The organism is Pseudomonas sp. HN11 (genome assembly GCF_021390155.1).
In the GTDB taxonomy this organism is placed as follows: Bacteria; Pseudomonadota; Gammaproteobacteria; order Pseudomonadales; family Pseudomonadaceae; genus Aquipseudomonas.
The window spans coordinates 3,958,451-3,972,489 of record NZ_CP089985.1; the positions used below are offsets into that span (position 1 = coordinate 3,958,451).

The following is a 14,039-nucleotide window of genomic DNA, read 5'->3' on the forward strand; positions in this document are numbered from 1 at the left end:
GTCCTTGGTAAAAAGCCGCTATCACACGGTTGCCCAGGACCTCTAAATGATTGCTGCGAAACACCTGATGTGTGCCTGCCTCTGGCTGACAGCAAGGCTTGCCTCAGCCCAACCGCTGATCCCCCCCACCGCCATTGACTGGCTGCTGGACTGTCCCTTGCCCACCCTTGAACGCCTGGACCGGGCGGTACTGGAACGTACCCAATGCGGCACAGTGAGCGTACCGCGCAATCATGCCGCGCCCCGCCAGGGCAGGCTGCGTCTGTACGTTACCCGCGTCGGTGCCCGCGATCCGCTGAGCCGTGAAGGCGTGATCATTGCCCTGGCCGGCGACGCCGCCAAAAAGAATCAGGTCGGCACCTTTGTCATCCACCTGGCCAGCCTGTGGAGCTCACACGCCCACCAGACCTATCGCAAGCTGGTGGACCGTTACGACATCATCGAGCTCAGCACCCGCGACCTGAGTACCGAGAATGGAATCGAGCAGGCCACCCAGGACCTGGAGTTCGTACGCTCCCAACTCGGGGAAGCTCAATTGCGTTATCTGGGCAATGCCGACAGCGCGCGCCTGGGCAACCGCTACGCCGCCCTGTTCCCCGAGCGGGTTGTACGCATGGTGCTGATCAACGCGCAACCGACTGATACGGCCACTCCACTGGTCGAACAATTGCGCCTCAAAGAGCCCGTCGAGCACAACGCCAGCGGTTGTATCAACCGCTGGGTTGGCGACTATCTGATCCATGGCAAACATCCGCCGCTTTCATCCCGATGCCTGGACACCCGCACACCGCAATGAGCCAGTCAGCGCCCCACCTCCAATGTAGGGCGGGTGGTCAAGTCGTCGCGAGCGGATTTTCGATGTAGCTCGGACAGGTCAATCTTGTCCTTTCCTGAAACAAAATCAGTGATTCTATCGGGCCGGTCCGGCGTCGATTACTTGGTGCTCAGAAACCGGTAGGTATTCTTGCCTCCATTGCCCGTCATCACATTTTGTGCTCGGTCACTGATAGTGGGCTGGCGGTTTTTCTGAATTGATAGGAAACATCTGTCTCCCCGTCTCCGTTAACATCGTGCCATCAGTCCCCAGTGCGAGTCAGCTCGTCGGCTGCCCGCGTACGCCTCCTCAATCAGATTTTTCAGCAACCGCCCGCTTTCCGCATGCCACTGGCCACTACCCGAATTACGACCGAAGCTCATTGAAAACGACATATCCGTCGCGCCCCGATTGACGTGTTGTAGATCATCCGCCTAAGGTCAATTTATCCGCATTAATAGGATAAATAGAATCCAATGCTCAGCCGCCCGCTACGACGCAAACGCCAGAAGCTGTCCGATGTGATTGTCGAGTCGGTCAAGCGCTCCATTGTCACTGATGCCTTGAAACCCGGTGACCGCCTGCCTACCGAACGCGAGTTGATGGAAAGCTTCCAGTGCTCCAAAGGCTCGGCCCGCGAAGCGCTCAAGGCGCTGGAAGTGGAAGGCCTGGTGAGCACACGCACCGGCCCCAGCGGCGGCGCCTACCTGAACCAGGCCGGCACCGAGCCGGCCAGCCGGGCGTTGCGTAACTACCTGCACTTCCAGCACCTGGACGGTGAGCAGGTGTACCAGCTGCGCAAAGTTATCGAGGTGGAGCTGGCGGTGTCGGTGCTCGGACGCTTGAGCGAAGACGACTACCAGGCCCTGCAAGACAACGTGGATTTTTGCAGCGCGCCCGAAGACAGCGAAGCCGGCCAGCGTGAACAGCGCCTTGCGGAACTGGAATTCCATAACCTGCTGGCCAAGGCCTGCCCCAACCCGTTGCTGAGTTTCATGGCGCAGTTCCTCAATGACCTGCTGCGCGACCTGGTGGTGCTGAAAAAAGCCTACAAGCCCAAGCGCAAGAAGTTCGACGCCGCCAACCTCGACTATCACAAACAGCTGCTGATCGCCTTTCGTGCCGGGGATGAAAGCGCGGTGCGCAGCTTGATGCATGAACACATGTGCGATGCCGAACACCACATGACCGCCCTTGAAGGCCAAGTCAGCCCGCACTTTCTATTGGAGTTCGATCACCACCACTGACACGCCCCATCCAATAACAGGCCTGCCCACAGGCCCTTGCTCCACCGTATCGCCATTGCCACTCCTGCCAATAACTAAACCAGGGAGTCACCCCATGCAGCGTCGTACGTTGTTGAAAGCCAGTCTCACCGCAGCCGCCACCCTCAGCCTCCCGCTGGGCATTCGGCCTGCATTCGCCGCCGAGCCCTTTACCTTTTACGGCCTCAAGTCCATGTCTGGCGCCTTTGCCAGCTATGGCAAGTTTGCCGACATGGGTTCGCGCCTGGCAGTGGAACAGCACCCCGAGCTGCTCGGCCGCCCGCTGAATTACAAGGTGATCGACACCGAAGGCAACGCCGGCAAGGCCGTGCGCAAGGTACAGGAGGCCATCCAGCAGGACGGCGCGCGGTTCTTCCAGGGCTGCACCCTATCGTCCTCGGCGCTGGCGGTGGCCAAGGAAGTGGACAAGGTCGGTGGTGTATTCATGACCCCCGTGGGCGCCGATGAAGTCACCGGCAAGGACTGCAACAAGGCGACCTTCCGCTGGTCGGTGCCCACCTATGGCGCGATCCGCGAAACCATGGTGCCGTTGATCAAGCTGCTGCCGGACGCCAAGCGCTGGTACACCATCACCCCGCAATACGTGTTCGGCGAAGCGCTGCTCGAAGGCGCGAAGAATGTCCTCAAGGAAAACGGCCTGGAACACATCGGTAACAGTTACCACTCGTTGCAGGAGCAGGAATTCTCCGGCTACCTGACCAATGCCATCGCCGCCAAACCCGATGTACTGGTGCTGCTCAACTTCGGCAGCCAGTCTTCCAACACCCTGCGCCAGGCGGTCAACTTCGGCATCAAGGAACGCATGAAAGTGCTGCTGGTGTGGTCGGCCGGCCTCGACCAGTTCCAGGAACTGGGCAGCGATGTGCTGGAAGGCGTGTACCTTGGCGCGCAGTACTGGCACCAGGTCGATACCCCGCTCAACCGTGAATTGGTCAAGCTCACCCAAGCCAGATACGGCATTAACCCTACCTACCCGCTGGCCGCCGACTACATCAGCACCAAGGTCATGCTCGAAGCCATCATTTCCACCGGCAGCGTAGACGGGCCGACCGTGGCCAAGGCCCTGCAGGGCCTGAGCTACGAAGGACCCACCGGCAAGGAGTCGATCCGCGCCGGCGATCACCAGGTGATCAAGGACTACTACCTGCTGATCGGCAAGGCCACTGCCGACATGGCCGACAAGGATGATCTGGCCAAGGTGCTCAGCGCCGGCCAGTCGTTCCCGCCCGTGGAAGCCACGGGCTGCACGCTCGGCTGATCCCCTGAATTTGGTAGCGCAGGGTCGTGCAAACGGCCTCCTGCAGAGGGTTACTGCATGCTTAATCTTTACCTGTTCCAGATCCTCAACGGCCTCGGGCTGGGGATGATCTACTTCCTGATCGCGGTCGGGCTGACGATCATTTTCGGCCTGCTCAACTTCGTCAACTTCGCCCACGGCGCGTTCTTTTTGCTCGGCGCCTACATCTGCTACACCGCCGTGAGCCTCACCGGCAACTTCTGGCTGGCGCTGCTGATCGCGCCGCTGGTGGTGGCGGCGTTGGCCTGGGCCATCGAGCGATTATTGATCCAGCGGATCTATCATTTGCCGCACATGTTCCAGATCCTGGTAACGCTGGGCATCGCGCTGATCATCCAGGAAGCCAGCGTGATGATCTGGGGCCCGGTGGGTAAAAGCGTCGCCGTGCCGGACCTGCTGCGCGGCGTGCTGGTGGTGGGTGACTTCGTCTACCCCTACTACCGCCTGTTTCTGATTGTGTTCTCCGGGCTGGTCGGCCTGGGCCTGTGGCTGCTGCTGGAGCGCACGCGCTTCGGCGCCCTGGTGCGGGCCGGCAGTGAAAGCACCGAAACCGTGTCGCTGCTGGGCACCGATATTTTCCGCCTGTTCTCCATGACCTTCGCCCTCGGCGTGGCCCTGGCCGGCGTTGCGGGCGTGCTGTTCGCCCCATTGCGCGGTGCCCAGCCCTTTGTCGGCCCTGAGATTCTCGGGGTGGCCTTCGTGGTGGTGGTGATTGGCGGCATGGGTTCGTTCAGCGGCGCGCTGGTCGGCGGTTTACTGGTGGGCGTGGTGCAAAGCCTGATGACCACACTCTGGCCCCAGGGGGCGAGCCTGATGATCTACGGCGCGATGGCCGTGGTGATTCTGGTCCGTCCCTACGGCCTGTTCGGGAGAGCCTGACATGAGCGAGAAAAATCCCCTGCCGTTTGCCAAGACGCAATCGCGCGCGATGTTGCTGTGGGTGTTGGCGGTGCTGATCGGCCTGCCCTTGATATTGCCCTCGGCGACCCTGGCCACCGAGATCCTGATCTTTGCCATGGCCGCCCTCGCCTGCAACCTGTTGTTGGGCTACACCGGGCTGCTGTCGTTTGGCCAAGGTATCTTCTTCGGCGCCGGCGCGTACTGCGCAGCATTGCTGATGATCCACCTGCAAATGGGCCTGTTCACTGCGTTGCTCGGCGCTGCCGTGGCCGGTGGCTTCCTGGCCCTGCTGGTGGGCGCCCTGGCGATCCGTCGCACCGGTATCTACTTCGTGATGCTCACCCTCGCGTTCAGCCAGATGGCCTACTTCGTCGCCTACACCCTCAGCGACTGGACCGGTGGCGACAACGGCCTGCTCAGCGTGCCGCGCCCGGAAATCCGCCTGGGTGAAACCGTGCTGCTGTCATTGGCCGACGCCCGCGCCTTCTACGGCTTTGTCGCGGTGCTGTTCCTGCTGATCTTCATCGGCGCACGCCGGGTGATTGCCTCGCCCTTCGGCAGCACGCTGATGGCGATCCGCGAAAACGAAGCCCGTGCCTCGGCCATCGGCTACGACACGCGCCACTTCAAGATTCTGGTGTTTGTGCTGTCCGGCGCCGTCACCGGAATTGCCGGGGCGCTGTACGCGATGCTGCTGCACTTTGTGCCGCTGTCGAATATCGACCTGGCGATGTCCGAGCACATCCTGATCATGACCATCGTCGGCGGCACCGGCTCGCTGTTCGGCTCGTTGCTGGGCGCCAGCTCCATCGTGCTGCTCGGTGATTTCCTCTCCGACTTGTGGCCGCGTTGGCTGATGCTGCTGGGGGTGATTCTGATCCTGGTGGTGATCTTCATGCGCGGCGGTTTGTGGGGCGGCCTGGCGTCACTGTTCGAAAAGGTACGCGGCAATCGCAACACCGCCGTTGTCGCCAAGGAGGAGGGGCTATGAGCATCCTTTTGGAAACCAAAGACCTGGAACTGGCCTACGGCGCGTTCCACGCGGTGAACGGCGTGAACCTCAAGGTCGAGGCCGGCACCATCCACACCGTCATCGGGCCCAACGGCGCTGGCAAGACCAGCCTGTTCCACTGCCTCACCGGCGAACGCCAGGCCACCGCTGGGGCGATACATTTCGACGGCAGAAACCTGATACGTAAACCCGCCCACGGCCGCGTCGGCCTGGGCATGGCGCGCTCTTTCCAGCTCACCAGCCTGTTCCAGAACCTCAGCGTGCGTGAAAACCTGCGCCTCGCCGCCCAGGGCCGCGACGGTGCGCGCGCCTTGAATTTCTGGCGCCGTGTGGACAGCAAGCGCGAACACCTGGAAATGGCCGACCAGGTGCTGGAGCGACTGCAATTCACCGCGCGCGCCGACACCCTGGCCGGCGAGCTGTCCCACGGCCAACAGCGGGTGCTGGAGGTGGGCATGTCGATCTGCTCGAAACCAAAACTGCTGATGCTGGATGAGCCGACCTCGGGCATGGGCATCGACGACATACCGATCATGACCCAACTGATCAGCGACCTCGGCCGCGACCACACGGTGCTGCTGATCGAACACAACATGAGCATTGTCATGTCCATCAGCCAACGCATCACAGTGATGAGCCACGGCCAGATCCTGGTGGAAGGTACGCCGGAATTCGTGCGCGCCGATGAACGTGTGCGCACTGCGTACCTTGGGGAGGCTGCCTGATGCTGATCGTCGAGAATATCCACTCCTACTACGATAAGAGTCACGTACTGGAAGGCGTGTCGCTGACCGTCAACCCCGGTGAACTGGTGACGCTGCTGGGGCGGAACGGCGCCGGCAAGACCACCACCCTGCGCAGCATCCTCGGCATCATCAGCCCGCGCCAGGGCCAGATCCACTTCAACGGCCGGGCGCTGGTGGGCCAGAAGATCTTTGAAATCGCCCGCCAGGGCTTGGCGTTGGTGCCGGAGAACCGTGGGATTTTCCGCATGCTCACGGTCGAGGAAAACCTGCGCATCGCCGCGCGCAAGACCAGCCGCTGGCAGCTCGAAGATGTCTACGGCATGTTCCCGCGCCTCAAGGAACGGCGCAAAAACGCCGGCCACGCGCTGTCCGGCGGCGAGCAACAGATGCTCGCCATCGCCCGCGCGCTGCTCAACGACCCCAAGCTGCTGATCCTTGATGAACCCACTGAAGGCCTGGCCCCGGTGATCGTCGACGAGCTGGTGAAGATCCTGCGCAAGGTCAAGGACGACGGCCTGCCGGTGCTGCTGGTGGAACAGAACCTGATGGTCTGCGACAAGCTCGCCGACCGCCATTACGTGCTCGAACAAGGCCGCGTGGTCTACGAGGGCAGCGCCGCCGCCTTCCGCGCCGACCCGACCATCAAGAACCGTTATTTGGCCCTGAGTGCCTGACCGGAGATTGCAGATGAATAGTTTTGCGCAACCGCTCAAGAGCAACGCCCCGCTGATCAACCGCGACCGCCTGTGGCAATCGCTGATGGACCTGGCCCGACTGGGCGCCACCGCCAAGGGCGGCGTGTGTCGCCTGGCACTGACCGACCTCGACCGCCAGGCTCGCGATCTGTTTGTGCAATGGTGCGAGGCCGCCGGGTGCAGCGTGAGCATCGACGCCATCGGCAACATCTTTGCGCGCCGTACCGGGCGCAACCCCGCCCTGCCCCCGGTAATGACCGGCAGCCATATCGACACTCAACCCACCGGTGGCAAGTTCGACGGGTGCTACGGGGTGATGGCGGGACTGGAAGTCATCCGTACCTTGAATGATTTGAACATCGAAACCCAGGCGCCGATTGAAGTCGTGGTGTGGACCAACGAAGAAGGCTCGCGTTTCCCGCCGTGCATGATGGGCTCCGGGGTGTTTGCCGGTAAGTTCGATTTGCAGGACACCCTCGACAAGCTGGATGATCAGGGCCTGTCGGTCGGCGCAGAATTGCAGCGCATCGGCTATGCAGGTTCCCGCGCGGTACTCGGCCATCCGGTGGGTGCGTATTTCGAGGCGCATATCGAACAGGGCCCGTTGCTGGAAGACCAGGCCACCACCATTGGCGTGGTGATGGGTTGCCTGGGCCAGAAGTGGTTCGACCTGACCTTCACCGGCGTCGAAGCCCACGCCGGCCCGACGCCGATGCACCTGCGCAAGGACGCCCTGGTCGGCGCCGCCGAGGTGGTCAGCGCGGTCAACCGCATCGCCCATCAGCAGCAACCCCACGCCTGCGGCACGGTGGGGTGCCTGAACCTGCACCCCGGTTCGCGCAACGTGATTCCCGGCCAGGTGCACATGACCCTCGACCTGCGCCACCTGCACGCGGACACGCTGCAAGCCATGGTCGATGAAGTGCGCGGCGTGATCGAAGCCACGGCCGCCAGGCACGGGTTGACGTTCGAACTGACCCCCACCGCCGACTTCCCACCGCTGGACTTCGCCCCGGCCTGCGTCAACGCCGTGCGTGAAGGCGCCGAGGCCTTGGGCTTGAGCCATATGGACATCGTCAGCGGCGCCGGGCACGACGCGATTTTTGTCGCCGAACTCGGCCCGGCCGGGATGATCTTCGTGCCGTGCGAAGGCGGCATCAGCCATAACGAAATCGAAAACGCCGCGCCGGACGACCTGGCGGCGGGCTGCGCGGTATTGCTGCGGGCCATGGTTAATGCAGCCCAGGGGGAAATCGCATGAGTGAGATCGGCCAACTGACGGCAGTGCAACTCCTGCAGCATTTTCGCGACAAGACCTTGTCGCCGGTGGAGGTCACCGAAGACGCCTTGCTGCGGATCGAACGCTACAACCCGGTGGTGAACGCCTACTGCCACGTGGACCCGGAAGGCGCGCTGAACGCCGCGCGCGCGTCGGAACAACGCTGGCTTAACGGCCAACCCTGCGGCGCGCTGGACGGTGTGCCGGCGTCGATCAAAGACCTGACGCTGACCGTCGGCATGCCAACCCGCAAGGGCTCGCGCACCACATCGGCCGAAGGCCCGTGGGACGTCGACGCCCCATTCACAGCCTTTATGCGCAAGGCCGGCGCGGTGCTGCTGGGCAAGACCACCACCCCGGAATTCGGCTGGAAAGGCGTCACCGACAACCCGCAGTACGGCATCACCCGCAACCCCTGGGACACCCGCACCACGGCGGGCGGCTCGTCCGGCGGCGCAGGGGCAGCGGCGGCGTTGAACCTCGGCGTGTTGCACCAGGGCAGCGATGCGGGCGGTTCGATCCGGATTCCCTGTGCATTCACCGGCACCTTCGGGATCAAGCCGACCTTCGGTTATGTGCCGCAATGGCCGGCCAGCTCCATGACCATCCTGTCGCACCTGGGGCCGATGACCCGCACGGTGGAAGACAGCGTGTTGATGCTGCAAACCATCGCCCAGCCGGACGCGCGCGATGGTTTGATCGGCGCGCCACGCACCACACCGTGGCTGTCGGGCGCAGCGGATTTGAAAGGCTTGCGCGTGGCCTACAGCCCCAACTTCGGTTACGTGGATGTCGACCCGCAGGTGGCCAAGGTGGTCGCCCAGGCAGTGCAAGGCCTGGTGCAACTGGGCGCGCAGGTCGAGCAGATCGACCCGGGTTTCAGCGACCCCCTGGAGGTGTTCAGCACCTTATGGGCAGCCGGCGCGGCACGCCTGACCGGGCCCATGAGCGAGGCACAAAAACAACAGCTGGACCCTGGCCTGCTGCGCATCGCCCAGCGCGGCGAGCGGTTGAGCCTGGATGACTTCAACGCAGCCCTTGAAGCCCGCGCCGCCCTGGTGGCGCGGATGGCAGCGTTCCATGAGCACTACGATGTACTGGTATCGCCGATGATGCCCATCACCGCATTCGACGCCGGGCACGACGTCCCCCCCGGCTCCGGCTTACAGGAATGGACACAGTGGACGCCCTTCACCTACCCCTTCAACCTGACCCAACAGCCGGCGGCATCGGTGCCGTGTGGGTTGGCGGCGAATGGCTTGCCGGTGGGCTTGCATGTCGTGGGCGCGCGGTTTGCCGACGACCAGGTGTTGCGGGTGTGCCACGCCTACGCGAAGGCCTTCCCGACCCAGCACCTCCAAGCCCCACAAACCCCAACCTGAAAGGCACTCCCTGTAGGAGCCGGCTTGCCGGCTCCTACAAGACCGCGTATCCACGATGCGAAGCGAGTCGCTTCTGATCTTGCTTTTGATCTTAGGCGCCCCGTCAAACACGCTGGCCGGAATTCGACAGGGATTTGGGGGGTAAACCGGCAGGGATGCCGGTTTAGCCGCCCCGCGCCATGGATGGCGCGTGGCGGCGGCCCCCCAAATACCTGTCGGATTACGGGCACACCGAGCCTAGGCGAGGTGCCGAGTGTTGGGGCAAGAGCCCTTTGGTTACTTTGGGGCTCTTTTCCAAAGTGACCCGCCGTAAGGGCGGAACCCATACCAGCCGTTACCTAAACAACGGATATGTCCACATCACCACCGCCATCGCAGCCAATCCCCCTCCCACAGTTTCAACCACATTCCATTACACTGTCCCCCATTCATCCCCGGGGGCTTCATGGACATCGAACTGGCACGCACCTTCCTCGAAATCACCCGCTGCGGCAGCCTGGCCGCAGCAGCCGAGAAACTGCACGTCACCCAGACCGCCATCACCGCGCGAGTCAAAAGCCTCGAAAGCCAGCTAGGCAGCACACTGTTCGTGCGCAACCGCGCCGGCGCCAGGCTGACCGCCGACGGCGAGGCCTTCGTGGTATACGCCAACCAATTGCTGCAAACCTGGGAAGCCGCAAAACGCGACCTGCCGCTGCCCGATGGCTATCGCAACGTGCTGCACATCGGCGGCGAAGTCAGCCTGTGCAACCCGTTGATGCTCGGCTGGGCCCAGGCCCTGCGCCAACACATCCCCGGCCATGCACTGCGTACCGAAGTGCGCGAAGGCGACTACCTGTTGCGTCAGCTGGAGCTGGGCGTACTCGACGCCGCACTGGTGTTCCAGCCGCAGTACTGGCCGGGGCTGCAGGTGGAGCAGGTGCTGGAAGAGAAACTGATCCTGGTGCAGTTGGTGAGCAACCCGGCGCCCTACGTGTATATCGATTGGGGACCGGGCTTTCGCCAGCAACACGACGCCGCCCTGCCCGACAAGGCCCGCGCCGCGCTGAGTTTCAACCTCGGGCCGCTGGCGTTGCAGTACATCCTGGAGAACGGCGGCGCCGGCTATTTCCGTACTCGCGTGGTGCAGAGCTACCTGGACAGCGGTGTGATGCAGCGTGTGCCCAAGGCGCCGGAGTTCAGCTTCCCCACCTATCTGGTGTATTCACGGGCACGGGATTCAGCCGTGTTGCAACAGGCGCTGGCGTTGCTGCGCGAAGTGGTCAAAGCCGAAAGTGACTGGTCGCAGCGCTGGGACCCGTTGATTTGAATCACCCTATCCCCGCGCGCATGCTAGCCTGCGGGTGTTTCCTATCGCAGCCTTACCGATGAACAAGAAAAAGTCCGTCACCATCAGCGACATTGCCAAACGGGTCGGCATGACCACCATCACGGTGTCCCGCGCACTGAGCAAACCCGACCTGGTCAAGCCGGCCACCCTGGCGCGTATCCTCGAAGTGGCCCGCGAGATGGACTACGTGCCCAACGTCTTCGCGCGCGGGCTCAAGCGCAGTGAAAGCCTGATCATCGGCGTGATCACCGCCTCGGTGGACAACCCGTTCTACAGCGAAATGATCAAGGCGATTTCCCGCGAGGCCAAACAGCACGGCTACACCATCATGCTGGTAGACACCGACGAGCTGGAAGAGTTGGAAAGCAAAGCCGTGGACACCCTGCTGGGCTACCGCGTGGCGGGGATCATCCTGTCGCCGGTCTCGGATGAGCCGAGCTACCAGCCCGACTACCTCGAACGCCTGGGCAACGGCAAGACGCCGGTGGTGCTGCTCGATCGCACGATCCACGACAGCCCGTTCAGCCGCGTGGTGCTCGACAACTACCACAGCGGCATCCAGGCTGCGCAGTACTTGCTGCGCCAGACGCCCGCGCTCAAGCGCCTGCTGGTGCTGACCGGCCCCGAGCACTCACGCATCACCGTGGAGCGCCTCAAAGGCCTGCGCGAAGTGTTGGTCGAGCATCCTCAGGTGCAGGTCGAAGTGCACGCCGGCGATTACACGCTGATGCCGTCCTACCTGCATACCCTCGACTACCTGGCCGAACATTCGGCGCCGGACGCGATCATGGGTTTCAACCAGTTGATCACCCTCGGTGCCCTGCGCGCATTGCGCATGCACAACATCCCTCACGACAGCCTGACCATCTGCGGCATCGACCGCCTGCCCTTCGCCGATATCTTCGGCGTGCCCATCGCCTGCGTGGCCCACGACGCCTCCCTGGCCGGCAGCAGCGCGGTACGCTTGTTGCTCGACCGCGTGGAAGACCCGTTCAAGCCACGGGACAAAGTGGTGATCGCCGGTCGGCTGGAGAACGGCTAACGGCTGGTATAACCACCATCGACGGGCAGGCTGACGCCGCTGATCATGCTGGCGGCGCGGCTCAGCAGGAACAGCACCGGCAAGGCCACCTCCACGGTTTCAGCAAAACGCCCCAACGGGATGGCCGCCAGAGCCGGGTCGCGCTTGGACGGTTCGGACCAGGCCATGGCAGCCATCGGTGTAAGCGTCACCGTTGGGTTGACGCTGTTGACGCGAATCCCAAAACGGCCCCACTCGGCGCATTGCACGCGGGTAATCGCATCCAGCGCGGCCTTTGAGGCGCAGTAGCCGAGATGATCGTCCAAGGCCACCAGCGAGGCTTGGCTGGAGACGTTGACGATGCTGCCGGCGATTTGCGCTTCGATCATCTTGGCGGCGACGCGGCTGGCGACTTGCGCAGCGGCACGGGCGTTGACGTTCATGACCTGGTCGAATGCGTCGGCACTGATGGCGGCGGCAGGCTCCAGGCGTGAGATGCCGGCACAATTGACCAGGCCGTGCAGCGGCGGCAGGTCGTGCAGGATTTTGTCGAGGGCGTCACTGTCGGCGATGTCCAGGCACAGGGTGTGGCAGCCCAGTTCCGCCAACGCGCGGGCGTCGCGGCCGAGGGCAAAGACATCAGCGCCGCTGGCGATCAGTTGCAACGCGATTTCGCGGCCGATGCCGCTGCTGGCGCCGGTGACGAGGATGCGGTGATGGGTGAAATCGAAGGCTGCGTTCATTCAGTTCTCCTGAAGGCTGTGCATGATCGGTTTCAGGGCGGGATACAGCTTCAGATACTCGGCAAACGCCCGGTCATACGCCTGGACATTTTCCACCTTGGGCTCAGCCCGCAGTTCCAACTGCACCCATCCCCTGTCCATCTCTCCATCACTCACCAACCCCACCGTGTGCGCCGCCAACAACGCCGCTCCCAGCGCCGCTTCCACCTCCTGGACAATGGTGTATACCGGGTAACGCGTCACATCGGCGATGATCTGCATCCACAAATCCGAATGGCTTGCCCCGCCCACCACGATCAAGCGCGGGTCCAGGGAATGCGCACCGCGCGTGCCCGCTTCGATGTTGTGGCGCAGGGCAAAACTCACCCCCTCCAGCACCGCGCGATATAGATGAATGCGGCTGTGATAGAGGTTCAAGCCGACAAAGCTGCCACTGGCGCGGTCATCCCACACCGGACTGCGCTCGCCCATCAGGTACGGCAGGAACAACAGGCCTTCGCTGCCCGCCGGAATGTTCATTGCGCGCTGCTCCAACAGCACCAAACTGTTCTGGCCGTCGGCCTTGGCCTGCTGCTCTTCGGCCTGGCAGAAGTGCTCGCGAAACCAGCTGACCGAAGCACCAGCCGTGATCGCGCCGCCGAAGATGTACAGGTCGCGGTGGCCGTTGTAGACATGGGGCATGCTCACCAAACCATGGTGTGCATCTACTTGCTGGTTGAGGTAACCCCAACACATGCTGGTGCCGATCATCGCCACGTGGTTGCCTGGCTGAGTCACACCTGCAGCCAAGGTTGCCATGGCCGCATCGACGCCACCGGCAAGAATCGGTGTACCTGCCTGGAGCCCCAGGCGCGCCGCCCAACTCTCCAACAAACCGCCGACGATTTCGCCGGAATACACCAGGCGCTCCGGCATCATCGCCTGCGGTATGCCCAGCGCATCGAGCATCTCGCCAGACCAGTCGCGCGCCTTCACGTCGTAAACGCCGCCGATATTGCCGGCGCTGCTATGATCCACCGCCAACTCACCAGTGAAGCACCAGTTGATATAGCTGTTGGGCGGCAGAAGGTAGCGTGTTTTCGCCCACACCTGCGGCTGGTGCTGCTTGAGCCAAAGCATCTTGGTGAAGCCGTAGTAACTGTCCACCGAATTGCCGGTCACAGCGAACAGCCGCTCCCGGTCCACCTGCTCGCGGACCCAGTCCACCTGCTCACCGGCACGGCGGTCCATCCAGATCAGGCACGGGTGCAGCGGTGTGATCTGTGCATCCACCGCAATCCCCGAACCGCCATACAGGCTACTGATGCACAGCGCCTTGACCTGCTCCGCCGCCACGCCCGCTTTGGCCATGCACTGCGCCACGCAGGCCTCGACAGCGTCCAGCCAGACCTGCGGCCATTGTTCGGCCCAGCGCACTTTGGGGGTATCCACGCGATACCCCAGGCTGTGCTGGGCGATGATCATGCCTTGACCATCCACCAGCAGCGCCTTGGTGCTCTGGGTTCCTATGTCGACACCCATCACGTAGTTCATC

13 protein-coding genes and 1 pseudogene are annotated in these 14,039 nt (G+C 63.0%); 11 read left to right on the plus strand and 3 right to left on the minus strand.

Translation table 11 applies throughout. The annotated features are described in order from the left end of the window. Window positions 1–46 precede the first annotated feature (46 nt). The gene (locus tag LVW35_RS17880) at window positions 47–796 is read left to right on the plus strand and encodes an alpha/beta hydrolase (protein ID WP_233891362.1); all 750 of its coding nucleotides are present in this window, start codon (window positions 47–49) and stop codon (window positions 794–796) included. A gap of 5 nt (window positions 797–801) precedes the next feature. Here LVW35_RS17880 and LVW35_RS29235 read toward each other — a convergent pair. Further along, window positions 802–921, minus strand: a pseudogene (locus LVW35_RS29235) (M10 family metallopeptidase C-terminal domain-containing protein); the annotation flags it as partial. Window positions 922–1,290: 369 nt separating this feature from the next. On the opposite strand from LVW35_RS29235, the gene LVW35_RS17885 reads away from it, so the two are divergent. The 10 genes from LVW35_RS17885 (at window position 1,291) to LVW35_RS17930 (ending at window position 11,783) form a co-directional block, all read left to right on the plus strand. Then, window positions 1,291–2,061: a FadR/GntR family transcriptional regulator gene (locus LVW35_RS17885; protein ID WP_233891363.1), complete on the plus strand. Its 771-nt coding sequence runs from the start codon at window positions 1,291–1,293 to the stop codon at window positions 2,059–2,061. 94 nt (window positions 2,062–2,155) lie between these two features. After that, window positions 2,156–3,358, plus strand: coding sequence for an ABC transporter substrate-binding protein (locus LVW35_RS17890; protein WP_233891364.1), 1,203 nt, complete (start codon window positions 2,156–2,158; stop codon window positions 3,356–3,358). 57 nt (window positions 3,359–3,415) lie between these two features. Further along, a complete protein-coding gene (locus tag LVW35_RS17895) occupies window positions 3,416–4,276 on the plus strand; it encodes a branched-chain amino acid ABC transporter permease (RefSeq protein WP_233891365.1) in 861 nt (286 codons plus the stop codon). A gap of 1 nt (window position 4,277) precedes the next feature. After that, on the plus strand, window positions 4,278–5,288 hold the full coding sequence (locus LVW35_RS17900; protein WP_233891366.1) for a branched-chain amino acid ABC transporter permease: 1,011 nt from the start codon (window positions 4,278–4,280) through the stop codon (window positions 5,286–5,288). Beyond that, window positions 5,285–6,034: an ABC transporter ATP-binding protein gene (locus LVW35_RS17905; RefSeq protein ID WP_233891367.1), complete on the plus strand. Its 750-nt coding sequence runs from the start codon at window positions 5,285–5,287 to the stop codon at window positions 6,032–6,034. The genes LVW35_RS17900 and LVW35_RS17905 overlap by 4 nt, the downstream gene beginning before the upstream one ends. After that, window positions 6,034–6,729: an ABC transporter ATP-binding protein gene (locus LVW35_RS17910; RefSeq protein ID WP_233891368.1), complete on the plus strand. Its 696-nt coding sequence runs from the start codon at window positions 6,034–6,036 to the stop codon at window positions 6,727–6,729. The genes LVW35_RS17905 and LVW35_RS17910 overlap by 1 nt, the downstream gene beginning before the upstream one ends. A 13-nt stretch (window positions 6,730–6,742) precedes the next feature. After that, window positions 6,743–8,011, plus strand: a complete 1,269-nt coding sequence (locus LVW35_RS17915; RefSeq protein WP_233891369.1) for a Zn-dependent hydrolase — start codon at window positions 6,743–6,745, stop codon at window positions 8,009–8,011. Continuing rightward, a complete protein-coding gene (locus LVW35_RS17920) occupies window positions 8,008–9,411 on the plus strand; it encodes an amidase (protein ID WP_233891370.1) in 1,404 nt (467 codons plus the stop codon). Before LVW35_RS17915 ends, LVW35_RS17920 begins: the two co-directional genes overlap by 4 nt. A 445-nt stretch (window positions 9,412–9,856) precedes the next feature. Next, on the plus strand, window positions 9,857–10,720 hold the full coding sequence (locus tag LVW35_RS17925; RefSeq protein ID WP_233891371.1) for a LysR family transcriptional regulator: 864 nt from the start codon (window positions 9,857–9,859) through the stop codon (window positions 10,718–10,720). Between the two features lie 58 nt (window positions 10,721–10,778). Continuing rightward, a complete protein-coding gene (locus LVW35_RS17930) occupies window positions 10,779–11,783 on the plus strand; it encodes a LacI family DNA-binding transcriptional regulator (protein WP_233891372.1) in 1,005 nt (334 codons plus the stop codon). Here LVW35_RS17930 and LVW35_RS17935 read toward each other — a convergent pair. Continuing rightward, the gene (locus tag LVW35_RS17935) at window positions 11,780–12,505 is read right to left on the minus strand and encodes an SDR family oxidoreductase (RefSeq protein WP_233891373.1); all 726 of its coding nucleotides are present in this window, start codon (window positions 12,503–12,505) and stop codon (window positions 11,780–11,782) included. The genes LVW35_RS17930 and LVW35_RS17935 overlap by 4 nt on opposite strands. Continuing rightward, the gene (locus LVW35_RS17940) at window positions 12,506–14,038 is read right to left on the minus strand and encodes an FGGY-family carbohydrate kinase (protein ID WP_233891374.1); all 1,533 of its coding nucleotides are present in this window, start codon (window positions 14,036–14,038) and stop codon (window positions 12,506–12,508) included. Window position 14,039 lies beyond the last annotated feature (1 nt).